This is a genomic window from Burkholderia sp. IT-111MI5, assembly GCF_949752865.1.
In the GTDB taxonomy this organism is placed as follows: domain Bacteria; phylum Pseudomonadota; class Gammaproteobacteria; order Burkholderiales; family Burkholderiaceae; genus Burkholderia; species Burkholderia pyrrocinia_C.
The window spans coordinates 101,360-123,706 of record NZ_CATKIF010000003.1; the positions used below are offsets into that span (position 1 = coordinate 101,360).

General features: G+C 66.3%; 25 protein-coding genes and 1 pseudogene. 10 read left to right on the forward strand and 16 right to left on the reverse strand.

Going from position 1 to position 22,347, the window contains the following annotated elements:
* Positions 1-96: 96 nt before the first annotated feature.
* Positions 97-501 (reverse strand): RidA family protein, encoded by a 405-nt coding sequence (locus ACM6JT_RS02445; protein WP_034181161.1) that lies wholly within the window; start codon positions 499-501, stop codon positions 97-99.
* A 152-nt stretch (positions 502-653) separates the two neighbouring features.
* Between ACM6JT_RS02445 and ACM6JT_RS02450 the strand changes: the two genes are divergently transcribed.
* A complete protein-coding gene (locus tag ACM6JT_RS02450) occupies positions 654-1,619 on the forward strand; it encodes a LysR substrate-binding domain-containing protein (protein WP_407970673.1) in 966 nt (321 codons plus the stop codon).
* 81 nt (positions 1,620-1,700) lie between these two features.
* Here ACM6JT_RS02450 and ACM6JT_RS02455 read toward each other — a convergent pair whose 3' ends face one another.
* The 11 genes from ACM6JT_RS02455 to ACM6JT_RS02505 form a co-directional block, all read right to left on the reverse strand.
* On the reverse strand, positions 1,701-2,213 hold the full coding sequence (locus ACM6JT_RS02455) for an ureidoglycolate lyase (protein ID WP_034181159.1): 513 nt from the start codon (positions 2,211-2,213) through the stop codon (positions 1,701-1,703).
* Positions 2,210-3,223, reverse strand: a complete 1,014-nt coding sequence (gene alc, locus ACM6JT_RS02460; protein WP_072437126.1) for an allantoicase — start codon at positions 3,221-3,223, stop codon at positions 2,210-2,212. Before alc ends, ACM6JT_RS02455 begins: the two co-directional genes overlap by 4 nt.
* Positions 3,224-3,285: 62 nt before the next feature.
* The gene (uraD, locus tag ACM6JT_RS02465; RefSeq protein ID WP_034181157.1) at positions 3,286-3,807 is read right to left on the reverse strand and encodes a 2-oxo-4-hydroxy-4-carboxy-5-ureidoimidazoline decarboxylase; all 522 of its coding nucleotides are present in this window, start codon (positions 3,805-3,807) and stop codon (positions 3,286-3,288) included.
* Positions 3,804-4,757 (reverse strand): allantoinase PuuE, encoded by a 954-nt coding sequence (puuE, locus tag ACM6JT_RS02470; RefSeq protein ID WP_217589424.1) that lies wholly within the window; start codon positions 4,755-4,757, stop codon positions 3,804-3,806. The genes uraD and puuE overlap by 4 nt, the downstream gene beginning before the upstream one ends.
* A 148-nt stretch (positions 4,758-4,905) precedes the next feature.
* Complete coding sequence (locus tag ACM6JT_RS02475; RefSeq protein WP_407970674.1) at positions 4,906-5,697, reverse strand: aspartate/glutamate racemase family protein; 792 nt, start codon at positions 5,695-5,697, stop codon at positions 4,906-4,908.
* A gap of 10 nt (positions 5,698-5,707) precedes the next feature.
* On the reverse strand, positions 5,708-7,192 hold the full coding sequence (locus ACM6JT_RS02480; RefSeq protein ID WP_034181154.1) for an NCS1 family nucleobase:cation symporter-1: 1,485 nt from the start codon (positions 7,190-7,192) through the stop codon (positions 5,708-5,710).
* A 147-nt stretch (positions 7,193-7,339) separates the two neighbouring features.
* Positions 7,340-8,044, reverse strand: coding sequence for a GntR family transcriptional regulator (locus tag ACM6JT_RS02485; RefSeq protein WP_034181153.1), 705 nt, complete (start codon positions 8,042-8,044; stop codon positions 7,340-7,342).
* A 306-nt stretch (positions 8,045-8,350) separates the two neighbouring features.
* Positions 8,351-9,289, reverse strand: coding sequence for a muramoyltetrapeptide carboxypeptidase (gene ldcA, locus ACM6JT_RS02490; RefSeq protein ID WP_414855926.1), 939 nt, complete (start codon positions 9,287-9,289; stop codon positions 8,351-8,353).
* Between the two features lie 100 nt (positions 9,290-9,389).
* Complete coding sequence (gene tadA / locus ACM6JT_RS02495; RefSeq protein ID WP_081938446.1) at positions 9,390-9,986, reverse strand: tRNA adenosine(34) deaminase TadA; 597 nt, start codon at positions 9,984-9,986, stop codon at positions 9,390-9,392.
* The gene (locus ACM6JT_RS02500) at positions 9,983-10,384 is read right to left on the reverse strand and encodes a DnaJ family domain-containing protein (protein ID WP_034181150.1); all 402 of its coding nucleotides are present in this window, start codon (positions 10,382-10,384) and stop codon (positions 9,983-9,985) included. The genes tadA and ACM6JT_RS02500 overlap by 4 nt, the downstream gene beginning before the upstream one ends.
* A gap of 279 nt (positions 10,385-10,663) precedes the next feature.
* Complete coding sequence (locus ACM6JT_RS02505) at positions 10,664-11,875, reverse strand: MFS transporter (protein ID WP_105390479.1); 1,212 nt, start codon at positions 11,873-11,875, stop codon at positions 10,664-10,666.
* Positions 11,876-12,227: 352 nt separating this feature from the next.
* Here ACM6JT_RS02505 and ACM6JT_RS02510 point away from each other — a divergent pair, with 352 nt between their 5' ends.
* Genes ACM6JT_RS02510 through ACM6JT_RS02520 form a run of 3 tightly spaced genes read left to right on the forward strand, consistent with a single transcriptional unit; the run spans position 12,228 to position 14,991 of the window.
* Positions 12,228-12,998 carry a GntR family transcriptional regulator gene (locus ACM6JT_RS02510; protein ID WP_414855927.1) on the forward strand — a complete coding sequence of 257 codons (771 nt, stop codon included), beginning with the start codon at positions 12,228-12,230 and terminating at the stop codon, positions 12,996-12,998.
* The gene (locus tag ACM6JT_RS02515) at positions 12,995-14,734 is read left to right on the forward strand and encodes a fumarate reductase/succinate dehydrogenase flavoprotein subunit (RefSeq protein WP_414855928.1); all 1,740 of its coding nucleotides are present in this window, start codon (positions 12,995-12,997) and stop codon (positions 14,732-14,734) included. Before ACM6JT_RS02510 ends, ACM6JT_RS02515 begins: the two co-directional genes overlap by 4 nt.
* A gap of 11 nt (positions 14,735-14,745) precedes the next feature.
* A complete protein-coding gene (locus ACM6JT_RS02520) occupies positions 14,746-14,991 on the forward strand; it encodes a ferredoxin family protein (protein ID WP_131948657.1) in 246 nt (81 codons plus the stop codon).
* Here the strand turns inward: ACM6JT_RS02520 and ACM6JT_RS02525 are convergent.
* Positions 14,976-15,131, reverse strand: coding sequence for a hypothetical protein (locus ACM6JT_RS02525; protein WP_165948138.1), 156 nt, complete (start codon positions 15,129-15,131; stop codon positions 14,976-14,978). The genes ACM6JT_RS02520 and ACM6JT_RS02525 overlap by 16 nt on opposite strands.
* An 18-nt stretch (positions 15,132-15,149) precedes the next feature.
* Between ACM6JT_RS02525 and ACM6JT_RS02530 the strand changes: the two genes are divergently transcribed.
* The 4 genes and pseudogenes from ACM6JT_RS02530 to ACM6JT_RS02545 all read left to right on the forward strand — a co-directional run bounded on the left by ACM6JT_RS02530 (position 15,150) and on the right by ACM6JT_RS02545 (position 17,362).
* On the forward strand, positions 15,150-16,145 hold the full coding sequence (locus ACM6JT_RS02530; protein WP_414855929.1) for a HEAT repeat domain-containing protein: 996 nt from the start codon (positions 15,150-15,152) through the stop codon (positions 16,143-16,145).
* A complete protein-coding gene (locus tag ACM6JT_RS02535) occupies positions 16,142-16,429 on the forward strand; it encodes a gamma-butyrobetaine hydroxylase-like domain-containing protein (protein ID WP_034181144.1) in 288 nt (95 codons plus the stop codon). Before ACM6JT_RS02530 ends, ACM6JT_RS02535 begins: the two co-directional genes overlap by 4 nt.
* Before the next feature lie 97 nt (positions 16,430-16,526).
* A pseudogene (locus tag ACM6JT_RS02540) lies at positions 16,527-16,685 on the forward strand (NAD(P)-binding domain-containing protein); the annotation flags it as partial.
* A 212-nt stretch (positions 16,686-16,897) separates the two neighbouring features.
* Complete coding sequence (locus ACM6JT_RS02545; protein WP_217589420.1) at positions 16,898-17,362, forward strand: acetyltransferase; 465 nt, start codon at positions 16,898-16,900, stop codon at positions 17,360-17,362.
* 128 nt (positions 17,363-17,490) lie between these two features.
* On the opposite strand, the gene ACM6JT_RS02550 is transcribed toward ACM6JT_RS02545, so the two are convergent.
* Positions 17,491-18,045, reverse strand: coding sequence for a TetR/AcrR family transcriptional regulator (locus ACM6JT_RS02550; protein ID WP_414855930.1), 555 nt, complete (start codon positions 18,043-18,045; stop codon positions 17,491-17,493).
* Between the two features lie 96 nt (positions 18,046-18,141).
* Here ACM6JT_RS02550 and ACM6JT_RS02555 point away from each other — a divergent pair, with 96 nt between their 5' ends.
* Positions 18,142-18,807: a DJ-1/PfpI family protein gene (locus tag ACM6JT_RS02555; RefSeq protein ID WP_414855931.1), complete on the forward strand. Its 666-nt coding sequence runs from the start codon at positions 18,142-18,144 to the stop codon at positions 18,805-18,807.
* A 221-nt stretch (positions 18,808-19,028) separates the two neighbouring features.
* Positions 19,029-19,646: a PolC-type DNA polymerase III gene (locus tag ACM6JT_RS02560; RefSeq protein WP_414855955.1), complete on the forward strand. Its 618-nt coding sequence runs from the start codon at positions 19,029-19,031 to the stop codon at positions 19,644-19,646.
* 183 nt (positions 19,647-19,829) lie between these two features.
* On the opposite strand, the gene ACM6JT_RS02565 is transcribed toward ACM6JT_RS02560, so the two are convergent.
* Both ACM6JT_RS02565 and guaA read right to left on the reverse strand, forming a co-directional pair.
* Positions 19,830-20,123 carry a hypothetical protein gene (locus ACM6JT_RS02565; protein WP_034181139.1) on the reverse strand — a complete coding sequence of 98 codons (294 nt, stop codon included), beginning with the start codon at positions 20,121-20,123 and terminating at the stop codon, positions 19,830-19,832.
* A gap of 565 nt (positions 20,124-20,688) precedes the next feature.
* A complete protein-coding gene (gene guaA, locus ACM6JT_RS02570) occupies positions 20,689-22,308 on the reverse strand; it encodes a glutamine-hydrolyzing GMP synthase (protein WP_131948660.1) in 1,620 nt (539 codons plus the stop codon).
* Between the last annotated feature and the right edge of the window lie 39 nt (positions 22,309-22,347).

The following is a 22,347-nucleotide window of genomic DNA, read 5'->3' on the forward strand; positions in this document are numbered from 1 at the left end:
CGTGCGGTGGCGATGCGGGCACGATAGCACGCGCGATGACGGCGCCATGCACGCACCGCCGCGACTTCGCCCACAAGCCAGCCTCGGACGGCCACCTCACCCGTCGACGGATTCCGGCAGCCGCGCGATCGCCTTGATCTCGAACTGGAAGCCGTATAGCCAGGTCACGCCGACGGCGGTCAGCGTCGGATGCGGCGCGTCGCCCCAGTACTCGGGGACGATCTCCCAGATCCGCTCGAACGTCGCTTCGGGGTCGACGAGGAACACCGTCACGTCGACGACATCGTCGAACGTGCAGCCGGCTGCACTCAGCACCGCGTTCAGGTTGTCGAACGCGCGGCGAACCTGCGCGCCCAGCTCCGGCTCGGGCGAACCGTCGTCGCGGCTGCCGACCTGCCCGGACACGAACAGGAAACCGTTCGAGCGCAGCGCCGGCGAGTAGCGGTTGCGCTCATACAGCGCCCGGCGACCGGGCGGGAAAACTACGCTACGCTTTGCCATCCAACACCTCCATCAGTCAGTGGGGCGAAGCCGCCCCTGCATCAACGATGAAGGCACTTTAAGGACCGTCGCCCGGCGGATAAACCGGCAACCCTGTCCAACACTGTTTGCGCGCACCAAACAATTTCCGACCGACGCGGAGCCCTGACCCGATGGATCGATTCGACGCAATGCAGGCGTTCGCCCGCGTAGTGGAAGCCGGCAGCTTCACGAAGGCGGCCGAGACGCTGCACATGAGCCGCACCACCGTCACGCAACTGGTGCAGCAGCTCGAAGCGCGGCTTCGCGTGAAGCTGTTCAACCGTACGACGCGCAAGGTCGTCGTCACCGCCGACGGTGCCGCGTACTACGAGCGCGTGGTGCGGCTGCTGGCCGACATGGACGATGCCGAAACGAGCCTGTCCGCCGCGTCCGCGTCGCCCCGCGGGCGGCTGCGCGTGGACGTGCCGAGCCCGTTCGCGCGCCTGATCCTGATCCCCGCGCTGCCCGCGTTCCATGCGCGCTACCCGGACATCCAGCTCGACATGGGCGTGAGCGACCGCGTGGTGGACGTGATCGGCGAGAACGTCGACTGCGTCGTGCGCGGCGGCGAACCGGCCGACCGCTCGCTGGTCGCGCGTCGCGTCGGCGACCTGCGGCTCGGCGTGTATGCGTCGCCTGCCTACCTCGCGCGCGCCGGCACGCCGTCGCATCCGGCTGAACTGGAAGACACGCATCACCGGATCGTCGGCTTCCTGTGGGCGCGTACCGGCAAGGCGCTGCCGTTTGCGATGGAATGCGACGGCGAGCGCGTCGACGTGCGCGGGCGCTACGTGCTCGCGGTCGACGACGGCAACGCATACCTCGAGGCCGGCCTCGCCGGGCTGGGCATTCTGTGGCTGCCCGACTACATGGCTGCCGCGCATCGCGAGCGCGGCGAACTGGTGCCGCTGTTCGACGCGTGGCAGCTCGAACCGATGCCGATGTACGTCGCGTTCCCGCCGAACCGGCACGTCAGCGCGAAGCTGCGCGTCTTCGTCGACTGGATCGCCGACCTGATGGCGCAGCATGCGCCGGTCGCGAACCGGCGTCGCGGCGGCAGCGGTTCGCGCGACACGGGCAAGACCGTGGCGACCTGAGTCGCTCATAAACGGCCGCACATAAAAAAACCCGCGCAACATGCGCGGGTTTCGACGAGTTGGCGCGGAAACGCCGACGACTCAGGCGGTCAGCGCGGTTAGCGCCTCATCGGTGAGCCACAGCGATTCCTGCAGATCCTGCTCGTTGAGGTTCAGGCCGTCGCCGCCCCGGTCGACCACGATGAAATCGCTGACGCCGCCGAGTGCGATCAGCGGGTGATGCCACACGCCCTTCGCATAGTTGACGCCCTGCCAGCCGCTCGTCACGAACGCGCGGATCTTCGCTGGATCGAGATCGCCCGCGGGCGCCACGACGACGAGATACGGCTGGTCGTTCAGTGGCACGAAGGCCTGGCTGCCGAGCGGGTGCCGCTCGAGCATCTTCACTTCGAACGGCAGCGTGCGCGGCTGGCCTCGAAACAGGTTGACGAGCGTGCGGCCGTCTTCGTCGCTCACATCGACTTTCGCGAGATCGTGAAAGCGGATCGTCGTGCCGAGATTGATCGGGATCTGCTTTGCTCCTTCCGTCTCGATCACGTCGCCGAACGGCGCGAACGCCTCCTTGGTCAGCGGTTCGATAACAAGCGTCTTCATTTGTCGAGCGTCCCCCACAGACGCAAACGCGACACGCCGCCGTCCGGAATGATGTTCAGTCGCACGTGCGTGACGGGGCCGAGCGACGCGATGTCGGCTTCGAAGTAGTGCTGCTTGTCCATCTGCAGCTTCTGTTCGCCGAGCAGCACCGGCCAGAACATCGACTGCGTGATCAGCGAGCTGTCGGTGCCGCCCGACACATAGGCAGCCTGGATCGAGCAGCGATCCGGGTAGTTGCCCTTGAAGAACGCGGTATCGACTTCGATCTTGCGGATCACGCCCGGCTGCGCGAGCGCGATGATCGCCCAGTCGTTGCCCGGTTCGCGGCGGCGGCGGGTTTCCCAGCCGTCGCCCATGTTCACGCCGCGGCCCGGCAGCAGCAGGTTCGACGCGACGCCGAAGTGCTGGTTGTTCGCGGCCACGACATAACCGCCGTTTTCCATCGCCGCGAGATCGAACTGCTCGGTCGCGCTCGCACCGGCCCAGTCGAGCTGCGGCTGGCCGTATACGCGCAGGCGCGCAATGCCGCCGTCCGGATAGATGTTCACGCGCAGGTGCGTGAATGCACGTGCGTCGCTCGCTTCGACATAATGATGGCTGTTGCCCTGCAGCGTCGTCGACGGCACGATCTCGACCCACTCGGTCGCATGCGTCGGCGCGCCGTCGGCCACGAAGGCGGCCTCGATCGATGCGGCCGGCGGAAAGTTGCCGGTGAAGTGGCTCGTGTCGATGTCGAAGCCCTTGATCACGCCCGGGCGCGCGAGCTTGACGATGCACCAGTCGTAGCCCGTCGTGCGCTTGCGGCGCGTTTCCCAGCCGTCCATCCACTTGCCGTGGTCGTCGTATTTGCCGGGAATGAACACGGCCGGCTCGGGGTTCAGCATCCGGTCCTTCGGCGCGAAGAAATCGTCGCTGGCTTCGAGCGCCTGCGCACCGAGACGCGGGTCTGCAAGATTCACGTAGCGCCGCGTGAATTCGGGTGCGTTGGGATCGAGAAGCGGAACAGCCATGATATTTCCTTGTTTCAGTAATGCGATCCGGCCGCCGCGACGCAGCAGGCCGTATTGCGGTGTCAGGCGTCGATCAGGTCGTCGAGGCGGAAGCGCGCGATCCGGTAGATCTGGTCGAGGCTCGCGCGCAATTCCTCGGCGCGCGAATGATTCACGCGCGACTCGAAGTTCGCGATGATGCCGTGCCGGTCGTAGCCGCGCACCGCGAGGATGAATGGGAAGCCGAACTTCTCGCGATACGTGCGGTTCAGCGTCAGCAGCTTGTCGAACTCTTCCTGCGTGCACTGGTCGAGGCCCGCGCCGCTCTGCTCGCGCGTCGACTCGGCCGTCAGCTCGCCGCGCACGGCGGCCTTGCCGGCCAGCTCCGGGTGAGCGTTGATCAGCGCGAGCTGGCGCGCTTCTCCGCCCGTTTCCACCGCGCCCGACATCGTCTTGTGCAGCGCGTCGATGCTCGCGAACGGCCGCTCGCCCGCGGCGACCTCGGCCACCCACGGCGAATGTTCGAAAATCCCCGACAGCGCCGCGACGAATGCGTTCGGCGCCATCGTGTTCAATTGATTCAACGTGTAACGCATCGCCTTCATGCTTTCCCTTCGTTTCGATGATTGGGCTGATACGGATGATGTTCACGCCAGTGACGCGCGATATCGACACGGCGCGTCACCCATACGCGATCGTGCCTCTCGATGTGATCGAGGAACCGCTGCAGCCCGCGGAACCGGCCCGGCCGGCCGAGCAGCCGGCAGTGCATGCCGATCGACAGCATCTTCGGCGCCTCGTCGCCCTCTGCGTACAGCACGTCGAACGCGTCGCGCAGATAGTCGAAGAAGTGATCGCCGGTGTTGAAGCCTTGCGGCGTCGCGAAACGCATGTCGTTCGTGTCGAGCGTGTACGGCACGATCAGTTGCGGCAGCGTGCCGCCGCCCGACACGGCGACGTCCATCCAGAACGGCAGGTCGTCGCCGTAGTTGTCGGAGTCGTACAGGAAGCCGCCGTATTCCGCGACCAGGCGGTGCGTATTGGGGCTGTCGCGACCGGTATACCAGCCGAGCGGGCGCTCGCCCGTCACGCGCTCGATCGCCTCCATCCCGAGACGCATGTGTTCGGCCTCGAGTTCGGGCGTCATGCTCTGGTAATGGATCCAGCGCCAGCCGTGGCACGCGATCTCATGGCCGAGTTCGACGAACGCGCGCGCGAGCTCCGGGTGACGCTCGATCGCCATGCCGACGCCGAATACCGTCAGCGGCAGCCCGCGCTTCTCGAATTCGCGCAGGATGCGCCACACGCCGGCCCGCGAACCGTATTCGTAGATCGACTCCATGCTCATGTGGCGGTCCGGATACGCGGCCGCGCCGACGATTTCCGACAGGAACTGCTCGGAGCCCGGATCGCCGTGCAGCACGCAGTTCTCGCCGCCCTCCTCGTAGTTCAGCACGAATTGCACGGCGACGCGGGCGCGCCCCGGCCAGTTCGCCTGCACGGGATGGCGGCCGTAGCCGATCAGGTCGCGAGGATAGTTGGGATCGAGTGACATGGTTCGAAGTGCGGCGAAAGTTCGCTGGAGTAATGGGTTCGCATCGACCGCGCGGGTGCCGCAGGCCGGCCGCGCAGGCCGATGCGTTGACGGCCCAGTGTAGCGAAAACGTCCAGACGCGCCCATACAGCGGCGCAGATAGTGCGTGTCAGACGGTGTGTATGTGCGGTTGCGGCAAATTCGGAGCGGGTTCCGCCGCCTCCCCGTCCGGCGGGCTGAAGCGGGCGAATGCGCCGTCGTAGCGCTTCGGCAGCGGCCGCGCGTAGTCGCCGCGCTTCGCGGTCGCGAGGCGCAGCGCAACGAACGCCTCGGCCCACTTGACGGCCGCCGTGACGCCCTCGACCACCGGCGCGCCGATCTGCTGCTCGATCTCGTGCGCGAATTCGGCCATCCCCGCGCAGCCGAGCACGATCGCGTCCGCGCCGTCCTCGTCGAGCGCGCGCCGGCATTCGTCGACGATGATCCGGCGCGCGGCCGAGCCCGGCCGGTCGAGTTCGAGCACCGCGACGTCGGTCGCGCGCACGTTGCGGCAGAATCGCTTCATTCCGTAGCGTTCAGCCAGGTGCCACGCCATCCCGCAGGTGCGCGCGAGCGTCGTGACGACCGAAAAGCCGGGCGCGAGCACGCTCGCCGCATGCATCGCGGCCTCGGCGATGCCGATCACCGGCCCGCGCGCGAGCTCGCGCGCCGCGTAGAGGCCCGGATCGCCGAAGCACGCGATCACGTACGCGTCGCAGCCGTCGCGCTCGCCCTGCGCGATCTCGGCGAGCAGCCCGGGCGTCGCGAGCGCCTCGTCGTAATACCCTTCGATCGACGGCGGCCCCATCGGCGGGCTCACCGCGACGATCTCCGTGCCCGCGGCCGCGACGTCGCGCGCGCAGCGGCCCATCGCGTCGGTCATCCGCTGCGTCGTATTCGGATTGATCAGTCGGATCTTCATCGCATGCTCCTCAGGCCTTCGCGCTCACGAGCAGCCGGTAGAACACGAAGCCGAGCCCCGCGCCGATGAACCACGAGAAGTTCGCGACGCCCTGCCAGCCCGGCACCATCACGCAGGCGACCGCGATCACCGCGGCCGGCAGCAGCGCGGCGAGCGCACGGCGGTTCACGCCGCCCGTGTACCAGTAGGTGCCGCTCTCCGACATCGTGTACAGGTCGTCGCGCACGAGCCGGCCGCGCTTGACGAGATAGAAGTCGGCGATCAGCACGCCGTACAGCGGGCCGATGAACGCGCCGAGCACGTCGAGCGTGTAGTGGATCACGGCCGGGTTGTTGAACAGGTTCCACGGCGTGATGAAGATCGACGCGACGGCCGCGAGCATCCCGCCCGCGCGCCAGCTGATCAGGCGCGGCGCGACGTTCGAGAAATCGAACGCTGGCGATACGAAGTTCGCGACGATGTTGATGCCGATCGTCGCGATCGTGAACGTCAGCGCGCCGAGGATCACCGCGGTCGGATGGTCGATGCGGCCGACCGTCTCGACCGGATCGGTGATGAGTTCGCCGAACACCGGCAGCGTCGCGGCCGTGGTGATTACCGTGACGAGCGAGAACGCGAGGAAGTTGACGGGCAGCCCCCAGAAATTGCCGCGCTTCACTTCGCCGAACGAGCGGCAGTAGCGCGAGAAATCGCCGAAATTCAGCATCGGCCCGGAGAAGTACGACACGACCAGCGACACGGCCGTGATCATCACCGGGATCACTTCCGCGCCGTGATACTTGACGCCGCCGAGGTTGATGCCGATGTTGCGCCAGCCCGCGCGCCACACCATGTAGCCGGCGAGGATGAACATCACGACATAGACGGCCGGGCCCGCGAAGTCGATGAACTTCTTGATCGTCTCCATCCCGTTCCAGAACACGAACGCCTGCAGCACCCACAGCAGCATGAACCCGGCCCAGCCGACCGCGGACAGCCCGAGGAAGCCGTAGCGATGGACGTCCGCATACGGCAGCCATTGCGGAAAGAACTTCAGCACGACGATCACCAGCGCGCTCGAAGCGAGATAGGTCTGGATGCCGTACCACGCGATCGCGATCAGCCCGCGGATCACGGCCGGCACGTTCGCGCCGAGCACGCCGAACGTCGCGCGGCACGCGACCGGATACGGCACGCCGATCTGCTGGCTCGGCCGCGCGATCAGGTTGCACAGCACGTTCACGAGGCCGATCCCGACGATCAGCGCGATCAGCACCTGCCAGCTCGTCAGCCCGAGCGCGAACAGGCTGCCCGCGAACACGTAGCCGCCGACGCTGTGCACGTCCGACATCCAGAACGCGAAGATGTTGTACGAGCCCCATGTCTGATTCTTCAGGGGTGCCAAATCTTCGTTGTACAGACGTTCGCTGTAACCGCCCGGCAGCGTCGGATCGCCGCCCTCGCCGCCTTCTTCCGCCGGATAGGCGCTGTCGTGCGCCACACTGAACTGAGCCATGACTTCTCCTTGACGCGGCCGGGGCCGCTCCACTGTCATCGTTACCGCTCCGGATCGTCGCCCGGAGTCGGACCAGCGGCCCGCGGCGGACACCGCAGGCCTGCATTGCTCTCGTTCCGTGGCGCGCGGCCGGGTTCGCGTCGCCGCTCAGGCGCCGCCGAACACTTCGCGCAGATCGACCTGCCCTTGCGCGGGCCGGTCCAGCATCTTCAGTTCGACATGCTGCAGGTGGCGCGCCATCAGCGTCACCGCCCGCTTCGGATCGCCCGCCTCCAGCGCGGCGAGGATCTCGTCGTGGTCGTCGCACGAACACGGGCTGCGCCCGTGCGATTCGTACAGTGCCGACATCAGCGTCGAGCGTGCGACGAGCCCCTCGAGGCACTCGCTGAGCGTCGCATTGCCCATCAGCGTGGCGAGCGCCGTATGGAATTCGCCCGACAGCCGGATCCATGCCGCGAAGTCGTGCCGCTCGAACGCCTTGCGTTCCTTGTCGATCAGCGCGGCGACGCCCTTCAGCCGCTTCGCGCCGGGCCCGGTCGCGAGCCGCTCGACCACGGCGAGCTCGATGATCCGGCGCATCTCGAACACCTCGTGCACGTCCTGCAGCGTCGGGCTCGCGACGAACGCACCGCGGTTCGGCTCGAGCTCGACCAGCTTGTCGGTCGCGAGCTGCGCGAGCGCCTGGCGGATCGTCCCGCGCTTCACGCCGAACACGTCGCAGAGCTGCGCCTCCGTCAGCTTCGCGCCGGGCGCGAGCCGATGCTCGAGAATCGCCGTGCGGATCCGCTCGGCGATCGCTTCGGGACTGGCGGCACCGGACGGGTGGGAATCGGGCTCGTTCATGATCTGCATCGTGTGATGGTCCTCATCCTAGGATGGACATAAAGATTGTCAACAATTCTTTTCCGAAATTTCGCACAATCGGCGTGCACGGACACGACTCCAATCGGTGCAGGATGCGCGAAATCCATGCACAACAAGCCTGAGTGCCATGACAGAGGCCGTCTCGTCGTATACCCTCCCGGCCATTTTGTTGACAAAACTGGTGCAAAATCCGGCGACGATTCTGTCGACGTCAGCCGAAATCTTTGACCGTTAGTTGCACAATTACATAAAGAAAAAGGCGGAGAACCCGCCTTTCGATCGACCGCGCCCGCATCAGCCGAGATGCGGATAATCGGACAACGTGAGCCGGAAACCGTGCGCATTCGCGACCAGTTGCGCCTGCGCGCCGAACGGCAGCGTCAGCAGGTCGGGCACGTGGCCGAACTGCAGGCCCGTGACGACCGGAATACCGACCACCTCGCGCACCTGGTCGATCATCGCCTGCATGTCGTAGCCGTTGTCGTACTCGAACGTCCGCGCGCCGGTGAACTGGCCGAGCACGAGCGCCTGCTGGCGCGCGAGCAGGCCCGACAGGTGCAGTTGATAGATCATCCGCTCGATCCGGAACGCCTGTTCGTTGACATCCTCGATGAACAGGATGCCGCCCTCGATGTCGGGCATGTAAGGCGTGCCGACGAGCGACGTGAGGATCGCGAGGTTGCCGCCCCACAGCGTGCCCGTCACGTTCACGGTCTGCACCTGCGGTGCTTCGGCGATGATCGTCGTGCTCGGCTGCGTCAGCGTCTGCCAGAAGTGTTGCATCGTGAAGTCGCTCGGCGTTTCCGCGCCGAAATCGGCGGAAAGCATCGGGCCGCCGAACGTCTTGATGCGCGCCTTCGCGTACAGCGCGAGCTGGATCGCCGTGAAATCGCTGTGGCCGACGAGCGCGACCGGCTGGTCGCGCAGCCTGCGCTCGAGCCCGCGATAGTCGAGCCCGTGCAGGATCCGCGCGGCACCGTAGCCGCCGCGCACCGCGAGCGCGATGTCCGGCAGCGGCCGCTCCGGATCGGCGAGACGGTTCAGGTCGCCTGCCCGCTCGCCGTCGGTGCCGCCGAAACGCTGGAAGCGCCGCTGCGTCGCCTCGATGTTCTCGATGCGCTGCTGCGCGGTGCTGAGGCGTTCGAGCGCGCGATTGATCGCGTCGGGATCGTGCGGATAACCGGACGGCGCCAGCAGGCGGATGGTGTAGGACGCGGCGGGCTGGAAGGACATGGCGAAAGGTGTCGGGTCGTCAAACCTGCTTAGAGGGTCCGAACCGTCTTCGGTTCAGCGGAACCGTGCGCGCCCGGGGCGACAGGCGCGGCCGGCGCGACTATGACGCGCCGGATTCGGCGTCGCGGGCCAGCCGTGCTTCGCGCAACGCGCGACGGCGCTCGGCGAAGAACGACTTCAGCGCGGCGCCGCACTCGTCGGCGAGCACGCCGCCGGTCACTTCGGTATGGTGGTTGAGCTGCGGATTCGCGAACGCGTCGATCACGCTGCCGCATGCACCCGTCTTCGGATCGGCGGCACCGTAGACGACCCGCGCGATGCGCGCGTGCATGATCGCACCCGCGCACATCAGGCACGGCTCGAGCGTCACGTACAGCTCGCAGCCGGGCATCCGGTAATTCTGCAGATTTTGCGCGGCCATGCGCAGCGCCGCCATTTCCGCATGGGCCGACGGGTCGTGCCCGCCGATCGGATGATTGAAGCCGCGTGCGATCACTTCGTCGCCGCGCACGAGCACCGCGCCGACCGGCACTTCGCCGGCCGCGCGCGCCTCTTCCGCGGCGGCCTGCGCGAGCCGCATGAAATGCAGGTCGCGCGCCGATACGGGTGCGGTTTCGGAAATAGGAGACTGTGCGGCGGGTTCAGCGGCCGCGCCGGCCACCGATCGGGCTGCGTCGTGCAGCGCGTCGGACGTCACATCGGCCCCGTTTCGGCGGGCGCCTCGTCGAGCCCGCGCTCGCACAGGCGTTCCGCGATGCGCCGGCAGTAGTCGCGCGGCATCACCATCGGGCCGCCGCGCAGCGATTCGAGCGCCATGTCGAGCGCCAGGATCTTCGCCTGCAGCCGGCAGCGCGCGGCGCGGTCGCTGACCGCCTGCACTTCGTCATGCAGGTTGCGCAGCGCGCGCAATTGCTCGACAGCCGGCGGCACGAAGCCCGCGTTCTTCAGGATACGGTTGGCCACCCGCACCTCCTCGGGCACGAGCAGGTCGTCATCCAGCGCCTGCGGCGCGCCGGTACCCGGCAAATCGTCGAACTCGCCCCGCGCGGCGGCGGCGGCAATACGTTGTTCGACCAGGGCGTCAAGCAATCTCATCAGTCAATGGGAACAATGCGGCAGGCCGAATTCTAGCAGGGTGACGCGGGTATGACAGGCCCTTCGAATACATGCTCGATATTGTGCTTTTAGGGGCCCAATCGTGACGCATGCGCGCCGATCGGCGCCAGTTGCCGGTCTGCTGGGCCGCAGCGGGCGAAGCGCCGTCCGGGCACCGGCAAATGCAGGCGGTGTCGGGCCCTGATTTTTATCTGCGGCGGTGCGTTCCGGGCGTCGCCAATCCGGCGAAACGGACACCGCCCCACTTCCGCTGCCGGGTCACGCGGCCACCGTTTCCGGCCGTGCTTTCGCAAACGGGCGAAACATCATCGCGATCAGGAACGCGCCGAGACCGATCGCGAACGAACCGAGGTACAGCCAGCCGTAACCGCCGAACGTATCGACGATCAGGCCGCCGGCAACGGGCCCCGCGGCCATGCCAAGGCTGCCGGCCATCGCGCTGCCTCCGATCACGGTGCCCATCATCCGCAGCGGGAAGTTCTCGCGCGCGAGCACCGAATACAGCGGCATCACGCCCGCATAGATGAAGCCGAACAGCGTCGCGACCGCGTAGAACCCGTCCAGCGTGCGCACGAAGTAGTAGCCGAGCGCGCCCAGCGCCTGCGCGAGCAGCCCGGCCACCAGCATGCGCTTCGCGCCGACACGGTCGCCGAGGAGCCCGAACACGATCCGGCCGCCCATGCCCGCGAGCCCTTCGACGCTATAGATCGACACCGCGACGATCAGCGGGATCCCGCACGTCACCGCATAGCTGACCGTATGGAAAATCGGACCCGAGTGCGTCGCACAGCAGAAGAAATTGGTCAGCAGCAGCACCATGAACTGCGGCGAGCGCAGCGCGTCCGCGACCGACATCGCCGCGGGCGCGCCGGCAGGCGCAGGCGCCGCGTGCGCACGGTCGAGCGCGGGCGCCCGGCGCACCAGCAGCGACACTGGGATCATCACGACGGCCGCCAGCGCGGCGACGAGCAGCATCGACGTGCGCCAGTCGTGCGTCGACACGAGCCACGCGGCCAGCGGCGACATCGTCATCGGCGCCATCCCCATGCCGGCCGAGACAAGCGACACCGCCAGGCTGCGGTGCGTGTCGAACCAGCCCGTCACGCACGCCATCATCGGCGCGAACACCGCGGCCGTCGCACTGCCGACGGCAAGGCCGAAGGTCAGCTGGAACGCGAGCAGCGACGGCGCTCGGCTCGCCAGCGCGAGGCTCGCCGACAGCAGCACGGCGCCCGTCACGACGACCGCGCGCGTGCCGATCCGGTCCGACAGGCTGCCCCACCCCATGCTCGCGAAGGCCATCGCGATGAAGCCGAGCGTCATCGCGCCGGAAATGCCGGTCATCGACCAGCCCGTGTCGCGCGCAATCGCGCGCAGGAACACCGGCAGCGAAAACATCGCGCCGATCGCGATGCAGCCCATCAGGCCGCCCGCGGCGACGATCACCCAGCGGTATCGGGAATCCGGCATTTGGCGTCTCCTTGTTCGTTTCGGCAATCCTCGGGAACCGCGCGCCTGCTGCGCCGCGCGGCGGCCTGCCCGGCTGTCGCATCGACGCTGTCGCGAACCCGGTCGACATGGATACGACGAGCGACGCATCGGGAAATCGACATGTGCGGCGCACGCGCCGGCGATTTTTTGGATTGTCAGCCGATCCGCGCGGCTGGCAACGGGCGGATCGTTCGAACACCGAACGCAGGAGCGCCCCTCCGGCCCGCCGCCCCGCTTTTCCGATTTCGGAAAGTCGAAATCAGAAATGGTTGGTTTGGACGCACGATCGCGCTGGCTACACTCGGACCATCTTGTCATAACAAGTTGACCGATGCCTCCAACCAACGTCGTCCCGCTGTCGGCGGCCCCGCTCTACGTGCAGATCAAGGACACGCTGCGCGCGCGCATTCTCGACGGCACCCATGCGCCGCACAGCAGGATGCCGTCCGAGCACGAACTCTGCGCGATGTTCGACGTCAGCCGCATCACGGTGCGCCAGGCGCTCGGCGACCTGCAGAAGGAAGGCCTGCTGTTCAAGCTGCACGGCAAGGGCACGTTCGTGTCGAAGCCGAAGGCGTTCCAGAACGTGACGTCGCTGCAGGGGTTCGCCGAGGCGATGTCGTCGATGGGCTACGAGATCGTCAACCAGTTGCGCAGCTTTCGCACCGTGAAGGCCGATCGCCATCTCGCGACGAAGCTGAACGTGCCGGAAGGCGCGCCGCTCGTCGAGATCCATCGCGTGCGGCTGCTGAACCGCGAGCCCGTGTCGCTCGAACAGACCTGGGTGCCCGAAGCGCTCGGCAAGCGTCTTGCGGGCACCGATCTCGCGACCCGCGACGTCTTCCTGATCCTGGAAAACGACTGCGGCATCCCGCTCGGTCATGCCGACGTGTCGATCGACGCGATCCTCGCCGACGACGAGATCGTCGACGCGCTGCACGTCGAGGAAAGCAGCCCCGTGCTGCGCATCGAGCGCCTCACGCACGACGCATCGGGCGCACCGATCGACTACGAATACCTCTACTTCCGCGGCGACGCCTTCCAGTACCGGTTGCGCATCGACCGGCAGAAGGCCCGCAAACCTGCAAGGAACCCGAAATGAATACCCATCTGCACGAATACGACGTCGTCGTGGTCGGCGGCGGCACGGCCGGCCCGATGGCGGCGATCAAGGCGAAGGAACGCGACCCGTCCCTGCGCGTGCTGCTGCTCGAAAAGGCCAACGTGAAGCGCAGCGGCGCGATCTCGATGGGGATGGACGGGCTGAACAACGCAGTCATCCCCGGGCATGCGACGCCCGAGCAGTACACGCGCGAGATCACGATCGCCAACGACGGCATCGTCGACCAGGAAGCCGTGTACGCGTATGCGACGCACAGCTTCGCGACGATCGAACAGCTCGACCGCTGGGGCGTGAAGTTCGAGAAGGACGGCACCGGCGACTATGCAGTGAAGAAGGTCCATCACATGGGCTCGTACGTGCTGCCGATGCCGGAAGGACACGACATCAAGAAGGTGCTGTACCGACAACTGAAGCGCGCACGCATCGCGATCACGAACCGGATCGTCGCGACGCGCGTGCTGACCGACGCGCACGGCCGCGCGAGCGGCGTACTCGGTTTCGACTGCCGCACCGCGGAGTTCCACGTGATCCGCGCGAAGGCCGTGATTCTCTGCTGCGGCGCGGCCGGCCGGCTCGGGTTGCCGGCGTCGGGCTACCTGATGGGTACGTACGAGAACCCGACCAACGCGGGCGACGGCTACGCGATGGCTTATCACGCGGGCGCCGCGCTCGCGAACCTCGAATGCTTCCAGATCAATCCGCTGATCAAGGACTACAACGGCCCTGCATGCGCGTACGTGACGGGCCCGCTCGGCGGCTTCACCGCGAACGGCAAGGGCGAGCGCTTCATCGAGTGCGACTACTGGAGCGGCCAGATGATGTGGGAGTTTTATCAGGAACTGCAAAGCGGCAACGGCCCCGTGTTCCTGAAGCTCGACCACCTCGCGGAAGAAACGATCCGAACCATCGAGCAGATCCTGCATACGAACGAGCGGCCGAGCCGCGGCCGCTTCCATGCGGGGCGCGGGACCGACTACCGCAGCCAGATGGTCGAAATGCACATCTCCGAGATCGGCTTCTGCAGCGGCCACAGCGCGTCGGGCGTCTACGTGAACGCACGCGCGGAGACGACCGTGCCCGGGCTCTACGCCGCCGGCGACATGGCCGCCGTCCCGCACAACTACATGCTCGGCGCTTTCACGTACGGCTGGTTCGCCGGGCAGAACGCGGCCGACTACGTGGCCGGCCGCGACCATGCACCGGTGGACGACGAACAGGTCGACGCCGAACGTACACGCGTGTTCGCCCCGCTGTTACGCGAGCGCGGCCTGGCGCCGGCGCAGGTGGAATACAAGCTGCGCCGCATGGTGAACGACTATCTGCAACCGCCGAAGGTGACGCGCAAGATGGAAATCGGGCTGCAGCGTTTTGACGAGATTACTGAGGATATCGAAGAAATAAAGGCGAGCCACCCTCACGAACTGATGCGCGCGGCCGAAGTGCGGGCGATCCGCGACTGCGCGGAAATGGCCGCGCGCGCGTCGTTGTTCCGCACCGAGAGCCGCTGGGGGCTGTACCACCATCGCGTCGACTATCCGCACCGCAACGACGCCGAATGGTTCTGCCATACGTGGCTGCGCAAGGATGCCTACGGCGCGATGCGCAGCGAGAAGCGGCCGATCGAGCCTTACATCGTGCCGCTGGCCGACGACGAACGCGGCGCCTACGCGCATCTGCGCATCCGTGAACCGGCCGCGCTCGCGGCCGCTCTCTGAGGAGCCTTACCATGCCCCATACCCCGCACGACATCTTCCAGCGCAGCAGCGCGCCCGTCACGATCGACGAGACGCTGTGCATCGCAGACAAGGGCTGCACCGTCTGCGTCGACGTGTGCCCGCTCGACCTGCTCGCGATCGACGTGACCAAGGGCAAGGCCTACATGCAGTTCGACGAATGCTGGTACTGCATGCCGTGCGAGCGCGATTGCCCGACCGGTGCGGTCAAGGTCGAGATCCCTTACCTGCTGCGCTGACCGGGCGCACGCCGATCGTCGTCGTGCTGCTCGCGGGAGCCGTGCATCGACGACGTGACGGCCGGGCCGGCGTTCGCCAGATTCGCGTCGCCATACCGCGCCGCCCATGCACCGCGCTCCGCGAGCAGCCGCTCTTTCATCGAACCGACCTTCTTCCCATGACCGCTTTCTCTTCCACCTCCTCGCTGCCCGGCACACACGATCCGGATCGTGCCGCGCTCGTCGCCCGCCTCGCTGCACCCGACGCATCCGTGCGCCGCATCGCGCTGCTCGAACTCGCCGATCTCGAGGAATCCGGCTTCATCCCCGCGTTCGTCGCGGCGCTGCGCGACGACCCGTCGGCCGACGTGCGCAGCGAGGCGGCCCGTGTACTCGGCGCATGGGAACAGCCCGACGTCGTCGATGCGCTGTGCCGCGCGCTGCTCGATCAGGACGACGGTGTGCGCGCGACCGCTGCGCAGAGCCTGTCCGAACTGAAGGACGCGGCATCGGGCGCCGTGCTTTGCAGCTGGGCCGACCGGCCCGAGCCGTACGTGCGCAGCGCAGTGCTGCGCGGGCTGCGCGAGTTGCGCGCCCCCGATGCGTTCGCGCCTGCGTTACGCGCGCTCGACGCCGACGCCACCGCCGTGCGTGCCGAGGCCGTCGCCGTGCTCGGCTGGCTCAGGGATATACGCGCGTTGTCGCCGCTCGCGCGCGTCGCGACGACCGATGCCGATGCGGACGTGCGGCGTGTTGCGGTCGGCGCGATCGGGTTCGCGACACCCGGCAACACGACCGTCGTCGCTGCGTTGCTTGCGGCACTGCGGGACACGGTATGGCAGGTGCGCGAGGAGGCCGCCACGACGCTCGGCAAGTTGCGCATCACGGCCGCCCGCGAACCACTCGTCGCCGCGCTTGACGACGACTACTGGCAAGTGCGCTTGCGTGCCGCGCGTGCGCTCGGGCAGTTGCGCGATGCTGCCGCAGCGCCGGCCGTCGTCGCGCTGCTCTCGCACGCGATCAGCAATCTGCGCAAGGAAGCCGCGCTTGCACTCGGCGAATTGCGCGACCGCGCGACGTTGCCCGCGCTCACGCACGCGCTGGACGATCACGATCCGGAAGTACGCAAGGCGGTGCGAATCGCGATCCGGCAAATCGACGAGGCGTCGCGATGATCTCGCCGATCGAAATCGCATTCGATCACCAGGCACGCACGTTGACACTCCGCTGGCCGGACGGCCGCACGCAACGTATCGGCTATGCGCGGTTGCGCGGTGAGTGCCCGTGTGCGGAATGCCGAAGGATCCGGCTCGACGGTGGTCGTGTCGATGCGCAGCCCGACCTGACGCTGGACAGCCTCGAAGCGGCCGGCTACGGCATCCGCGCCCTGTTCGGCGACGGCCATGCGCGCGGCATCTATCCGTGGCCGTATCTGGCGGATATGACGGCGCGGCCGTGACGTGGCTCCCGCGGGTGCGCCGACGACATGGCAGTCGTGCGGAAACGCTGCGATACTGACGCCCACGATTGTCTCCACCCACAGTGGCAGCCAGAACATGCAAACCGAAACCGGATTCATCGGCCTCGGCGTAATGGGCACGCCGATGGCGCTCAATCTCGCGCGGGCCGGCACGCCGCTCGTCGTATGGAGCCGGTCGCACGGCAGCGACGATGCGCTGCGCGACGCCGGCGCGCGCGTGGCCGAGCACGCCGAGCTCGACCGCGATGATCTGCCGACGAGCGCGGGCGTTCGCGACGTCGCGCGACGAGTGATCGAGCGCGCGGCGGCCCTTGGCGACGCACGGCATCCGGCCATTACCTGAAACAACGCCGTCTTTCCCGCTTCCCTTGCGATCAGCCCGATCGGGGCCGTGACGGGGTCGGTTACCCGCCGACCTTCAAATGACAAATCAAAACAGGTCAACCCATGATCAGAATTCGCCGGTCCACCGAGGCCGACGGCGCACGCGTGCTGGATATCTGGCGCAACGCAGTCGACGCCACGCATCACTTCCTAAGCGACGACGACCGTCGTGCGATCGAATCCGACGTTGTCGCGTTCCTGCCCGGTGCGCCGCTTGATCTCGCCGTCGACGAGGACGACCGCCCGATCGGCTTCATGCTGCTCGACGGCAGTCACATGGAAGCCCTGTTCGTCGATCCCGCTCACCATGGCGCAGGTGTCGGGCGGCTGCTCGTGGAAGATGCGCTCAGGCGTCATTCCGACCTGTCGACCGACGTCAACGAGCAGAACGAATCGGCAGCGGGATTCTATGAACGGCTCGGCTTCGAGCGCTGCGGGCGATCGGCGCTCGATGGACAAGGGCGAGCCTATCCGCTGATTCACCTGCGCTATCGCGCGGCACCGCCCGCCTCGCCGCAGCACGCATGACCGTGGCCGGCGCGGGATATCGCGCCGCCCTCCACGTCATACGCACCGGGCACGCGAACGCGCCTAACTGATACCAGGTTCGCTCCATTCATGCAGCACGCGCTGCCGGTACGCTGCCACGTCGCGCGTCATGCACGACGCATCGGCAACACACGTTCGACCATTGAAACAGCGCGCTGCATGAAACTGTTGAACCGGTCGGCATCGCGCCGCAGCCCCGCCTGTTGTCCGCCGATCAGGCACAAGTGCACGGCCTGCCCGACGATCTCGGCCTCACCCGGCGTGCGCACCAGCCGGCGCGACGTCTCGATCGCAAACGCGAGCCGCGCCGCGTCGACGCGCTGCAGGAATTCCGCGACCAGCGGATCGTGCAATGCCCATGCGCGAATCGCGATTTCACGCCCCGGCCGTTTCTCGGCGGCAATGCGAAGGTAACGCGCCAGCGTGTCGCCGGCACCGTGGCCCTCCGCCGCATACGCAAGCATGCGCGCGGTGTAGTCGTCCTCCCACGCGGTTAGCAACGTCCTGACGAAGTCTTCGCGATGGCGAAAGTGGTGATAGAACGATCCGCGCGTCACGTTCAGCCGTCGTGCGAGGCTCTCGGCAGAAATGCCCGCATACCCTTCCCCGTCGAGGGCGTCGAAGCCTGCGGCAATCCAGTCGTTTCGCGTCAGTGTGCTCATCGTCATCGCCATACAGGCTGTGTATGGTGCGGCATGGACAGATAGGCTGCGAACTCTATCACGGCCGCCGCCGCTTCCGGCAGCGCGCCACTACGCATGGAGTCCGCCTTGAAAGACATCGCGCTCGTCGCATTCGACCGGTTCACCGATATCGACCTGTTCCTGATGTGGGACATTCTCGGTCGCAACAGCAAGGACTGGCGCGTCCGGATCCTGGGTGCGCAGCCGGTGCTGCATTCCGCCCAGGGTCTGGCCATCCCGACGCACGGCCCGCTCGCCGACGCCAATTGCGCCGACGCCGTCCTGTTTTCGAGCGGCAAGGAAGGCGTACCGGCCGCGCTCGCCGATCCCGATTTTCTGCCGTCGTTCGATTTCGATCCCGAACGCCAGCTTGTCGGGTCGATCTGCGCCGGCGCCTTCATTCTCGAACGGCTCGGGCTGCTGCCCCAGCGCCGCGCCACGACGCACCCCGACGCGCGCGCGGATTTGCAGGCACTCGAGCTGCAAGCGATGGACCAGCCGCTGGTGTGCCACGGCAACGTCGCGACCGCGGGCGGATGCCTTGCGTCGCTCTATCTGACGGGATGGCTGGTGGAATCGATGTTCGATGCGGACAAGCGGCGCGAGACGCTGCTGCCCGTGCTGCCAGCCGGGCAACGGGAGCTTTACGAAGCGCTGATCGAGTTCAGTCTCGGGCAGAGTGCGGGACACGCCACGGGCCCGATCCGGATCGTCGAAGGCGGAAACGGGCTTGGGGCATGATGCGCGGGTCTGCCGGTAGCCAGCCCTCTGATGCAGCGTCGTGTGTCCTGCCTGGTCAACGACGGATCAAGACGCATTCGCGCGCGGCCCGAGGCATCGATCGGGTCGGCATGCGTCGCACGGATGATCGTTTCTCGGGCTGGACGAGTCTGTCGTGGGCCGGGAGATGCTAACCTCTCGGCCTCTCTGAACGACACCGCGTGAAGCAACAGGATTCGACCATGCAAACCGTTGCGGTACTGGACTTCGAAACAACCGGACTTTCGCCGAACCTGGGTGATCGTGCGACCGAAATCGCCGTCATCCTCCTCCGGGACGGACAAGTCGTCGACCGTTTCCAGAGTCTGATGAATGCAGGCAGGCACATACCGTCGGATGTCGTCGCGCTGACCGGCATTACGAACGAAATGATCGCATCGGCTCCGCCGGCATCGAAAGTCATGAAGGAAGCGGCTGCGTTCGTCGGCAAACATGCGGTCGTGGCTCACAACGCCGGTTTCGACAAACGGTTCTGGCAGGCGGAGCTCGGGCTGCTCGGCATGACGACCGAGCATGCCTTTGCCTGCACGATGCTCGTGGCGCGACGCATCTACCCGGACGCGCTGAGTCATCGCCTGTCGAGCCTCGCGGACATGCTGCGGTTGCCGAAATCAGGACGCGCGCACCGGGCGATGGTCGATGCAGAAATGGCCAGCCATCTGTGGTGCAGGCTGCAGCAGGACATTGCCCGGACCTACGGGCTGGATCGTATCGATCACGCGCTCATGACACGTGTCCAGGCAACGGCGAAGGCGAAGGTGCCGATGTACTTGCGTTCGCTCGCGCGCGCGCGCGTGTGAGGATCCGGGGCGCGATGGTTCTGACTTGCGCAATCGGATAACGAAAGGCGGGTTGGCAACCTGCCAAGCCGTTTTCCCGTCGCAACGGTCTTCCAGTCAACACCGAATACAAGGAAACGGCAGGACGGCCATTTTATGGCCGCCCACGACGCTGACTAACCGAGTCGCGACTTGTTTTTTGTACTACTTGAGGTCAACAAGAAGCATTTCGAGGGTACCACCGTGGTTGAGGTTTCCCAGATAGGCCACGACCTTCTTCTTCTGTCCAAGCGCGGTGAGCGCGCCTCCAATCTGGATCAGCAACGCCGTGTTCGTTGCATCCACTGCAAACGAATTCGCCCCCTCGTTATTGAGCATGAAAGGAAGGGTATTCTGCTTGTCAAAATAGCCCAGCTGGATTGACTCAACGTCTACGCGTTTCCAACCGTCCGCCTTCTCCGCAAGCTTCTGCATTTCGCTGAATTTTTCGTTCGACATGACAATTTCTCCTGCTATGAGTTGAAAAACCGAAAACCAGGGTCGTATAGCCCGAATCTGGCTTGTACGAGTCACGCATCGATAACGTTCATCACAACCTCCGCGGTGGCTTGAGCCAGTCATCCGCGAAGCGCACCTGCCGGGAAGAAAATAGGCCGCGGGCGCAGCGCAATCAATTACACTCGATTACAGTCGCGGCAAATTGGGAGGGGTCGCGGCACGTCGCTTGCCGACCTCTCTGTCAAGTGGTCTCGCTACGCGAGCACGTGGACGCTGTTTCAAATCCGCGCCTTATGCGCTGCAACTTGTTGCAGATACCGATTGAGTACGGCATGGCGCAGTCGATGAGCGAAGCCGCTGGTCAAACGCGAGCGGAAATCAAGGCAGCCATGACGCCTCATGGCGCACGCGTGTTCTCGGCCGTTCTTGTCGACGAAACACGAAATCCGCGCGATGCACGAATCGGGCTGTGGCGCCGGCCGAGCCAAAAAACAAAAAAGCCCGCTGTGAAGCGGGCTTTGATGTGTTCTGCTATCAGGTCGTCCGGTACATGCCGGACGCCGAATCACTCCCACTCGATTGTCGCCGGCGGCTTCCCCGAGATGTCGTACACCACCCGGTTGATCCCGCGCACCTCGTTGATGATCCGGTTCGACGCGCGGCCGAGCAGCGCGTACGGCAGGTGCGCCCAGTGTGCGGTCATGAAGTCGGTCGTCTGCACCGCGCGCAGGGACGTCACGTAGTCGTACGTGCGGCCATCGCCCATCACGCCGACCGACTTCACCGGCAGGAACACCGCGAACGCCTGGCTCGTCAGGTCGTACCAGCTCTTGCCGACATCGGCCTCGCCGCACAGGCCCGCAGCCGCATCCTGCGCGGTCGCGGTCGTGTTGCGCAGCTCTTCGATGAAGATCGCGTCCGCGCGGCGCAGCAGGTCCGCGTATTCGCGCTTCACTTCGCCGAGGATCCGCACGCCGAGGCCCGGGCCCGGGAACGGATGGCGGTACACCATCTCCGGCGGCAGGCCGAGCGCGACGCCCAGCTCGCGCACTTCGTCCTTGAACAGGTCGCGCAGCGGCTCGAGCAGCTTCAGGCCGAGCGTTTCCGGCAGGCCGCCGACGTTGTGGTGGCTCTTGATCGTCGTCGCCTTCTTCGTCTTCGTGCCGCCCGATTCGACCACGTCCGGATAGATCGTGCCCTGCGCAAGCCACTTCGCCTTCGACAGATTCTTCGCCTCGGCCTGGAACACCTCGACGAACTCGCGGCCGATGATCTTGCGTTTCGCTTCCGGATCGGTCACGCCGGCCAGGTGGCCGAGGAACTGGTCGGACGCGTCGACGTGCACGACCTTCGCGTGCAGGCGGCCCTCGAACATGTCGAGCACCATCTTGCCTTCGTTCAGGCGCAGCAGGCCGTGGTCGACGAACACGCAGGTGAGCTGGTCGCCGATCGCGCGATGGATCAGCGCGGCCGCGACGCTCGAATCGACGCCGCCCGACAGGCCGAGAATCACTTCCTCGTCACCGACCTGCTCGCGGATCTTCGCGACGGCTTCCTCGATGTGGTTGCGCATGATCCAGTCGGGCTTCGCGCCGGCGATCTGCAGCACGAAGCGCTCGATGATCTGGCGGCCCTTCACCGTGTGCGTGACTTCCGGGTGGAACTGCACCGCGTAGTAGCCGCGCGCCTCGTCGGCCATGCCGGCGATCGGGCAGCTCGGCGTCGACGCCATCAGCGCGAAGCCCGGCGGCAGCTCGGCGACCTTGTCGCCGTGGCTCATCCAGACCTTCAGCATCCCGTGGCCTTCGGCCGTCGTGAAATCCTCGATGCCGTCGAGCAGGCGCGTATGGCCGTGCGCGCGCATTTCCGCATAGCCGAATTCGCGATGGTCGCTCCACTCGACCTTGCCGCCGAGCTGCACGGCCATCGTCTGCATGCCGTAGCAAATGCCGAGCACCGGCACGCCGAGATCCCACACGGCCTGCGGCGCGCGCAGCTGGTGGTCTTCGTACGTGCTCGCGTGACTGCCCGACAGGATCACCGCCTTCGGCGCGAACTCGCGGACGAAGTCGTCGGACACATCGTTCGGATGAATTTCGCAGTAGACGTGCGCTTCACGCACGCGTCGCGCAATCAGTTGGGTGACTTGCGAACCGAAGTCGAGAATCAGGATTTTGTCGTGCATGGCTGCGGACGGGATGAAGAGAATAAGAAAAGCAGCGCA

Coding starts and splice junctions, on each gene's coding strand:
- ACM6JT_RS02545 (WP_217589420.1), top strand. CDS start 16,898: ATGATCAGAATTCGCCGGTCCACCGAGGCCGACGGCGCACGCGTGCTG.
- ACM6JT_RS02500 (WP_034181150.1), bottom strand. CDS start 10,384: ATGAGATTGCTTGACGCCCTGGTCGAACAACGTATTGCCGCCGCCGCC.
- uraD (WP_034181157.1), bottom strand. CDS start 3,807: ATGAAGGCGATGCGTTACACGTTGAATCAATTGAACACGATGGCGCCG.
- ACM6JT_RS02450 (WP_407970673.1), top strand. CDS start 654: ATGGATCGATTCGACGCAATGCAGGCGTTCGCCCGCGTAGTGGAAGCC.
- ACM6JT_RS02510 (WP_414855927.1), top strand. CDS start 12,228: ATGCCTCCAACCAACGTCGTCCCGCTGTCGGCGGCCCCGCTCTACGTG.
- ACM6JT_RS02485 (WP_034181153.1), bottom strand. CDS start 8,044: ATGCAGATCATGAACGAGCCCGATTCCCACCCGTCCGGTGCCGCCAGT.
- ACM6JT_RS02555 (WP_414855931.1), top strand. CDS start 18,142: ATGGAGTCCGCCTTGAAAGACATCGCGCTCGTCGCATTCGACCGGTTC.
- ACM6JT_RS02520 (WP_131948657.1), top strand. CDS start 14,746: ATGCCCCATACCCCGCACGACATCTTCCAGCGCAGCAGCGCGCCCGTC.
- ACM6JT_RS02445 (WP_034181161.1), bottom strand. CDS start 501: ATGGCAAAGCGTAGCGTAGTTTTCCCGCCCGGTCGCCGGGCGCTGTAT.
- ldcA (WP_414855926.1), bottom strand. CDS start 9,289: ATGTCCTTCCAGCCCGCCGCGTCCTACACCATCCGCCTGCTGGCGCCG.
- ACM6JT_RS02565 (WP_034181139.1), bottom strand. CDS start 20,123: ATGTCGAACGAAAAATTCAGCGAAATGCAGAAGCTTGCGGAGAAGGCG.
- puuE (WP_217589424.1), bottom strand. CDS start 4,757: ATGTCACTCGATCCCAACTATCCTCGCGACCTGATCGGCTACGGCCGC.
- ACM6JT_RS02550 (WP_414855930.1), bottom strand. CDS start 18,045: ATGAGCACACTGACGCGAAACGACTGGATTGCCGCAGGCTTCGACGCC.
- ACM6JT_RS02505 (WP_105390479.1), bottom strand. CDS start 11,875: ATGCCGGATTCCCGATACCGCTGGGTGATCGTCGCCGCGGGCGGCCTG.
- ACM6JT_RS02515 (WP_414855928.1), top strand. CDS start 12,995: ATGAATACCCATCTGCACGAATACGACGTCGTCGTGGTCGGCGGCGGC.
- ACM6JT_RS02560 (WP_414855955.1), top strand. CDS start 19,029: ATGCAAACCGTTGCGGTACTGGACTTCGAAACAACCGGACTTTCGCCG.
- guaA (WP_131948660.1), bottom strand. CDS start 22,308: ATGCACGACAAAATCCTGATTCTCGACTTCGGTTCGCAAGTCACCCAA.
- ACM6JT_RS02535 (WP_034181144.1), top strand. CDS start 16,142: ATGATCTCGCCGATCGAAATCGCATTCGATCACCAGGCACGCACGTTG.
- ACM6JT_RS02530 (WP_414855929.1), top strand. CDS start 15,150: ATGACCGCTTTCTCTTCCACCTCCTCGCTGCCCGGCACACACGATCCG.
- ACM6JT_RS02525 (WP_165948138.1), bottom strand. CDS start 15,131: ATGAAAGAGCGGCTGCTCGCGGAGCGCGGTGCATGGGCGGCGCGGTAT.
- ACM6JT_RS02480 (WP_034181154.1), bottom strand. CDS start 7,192: ATGGCTCAGTTCAGTGTGGCGCACGACAGCGCCTATCCGGCGGAAGAA.
- ACM6JT_RS02455 (WP_034181159.1), bottom strand. CDS start 2,213: ATGAAGACGCTTGTTATCGAACCGCTGACCAAGGAGGCGTTCGCGCCG.
- ACM6JT_RS02475 (WP_407970674.1), bottom strand. CDS start 5,697: ATGAAGATCCGACTGATCAATCCGAATACGACGCAGCGGATGACCGAC.
- alc (WP_072437126.1), bottom strand. CDS start 3,223: ATGGCTGTTCCGCTTCTCGATCCCAACGCACCCGAATTCACGCGGCGC.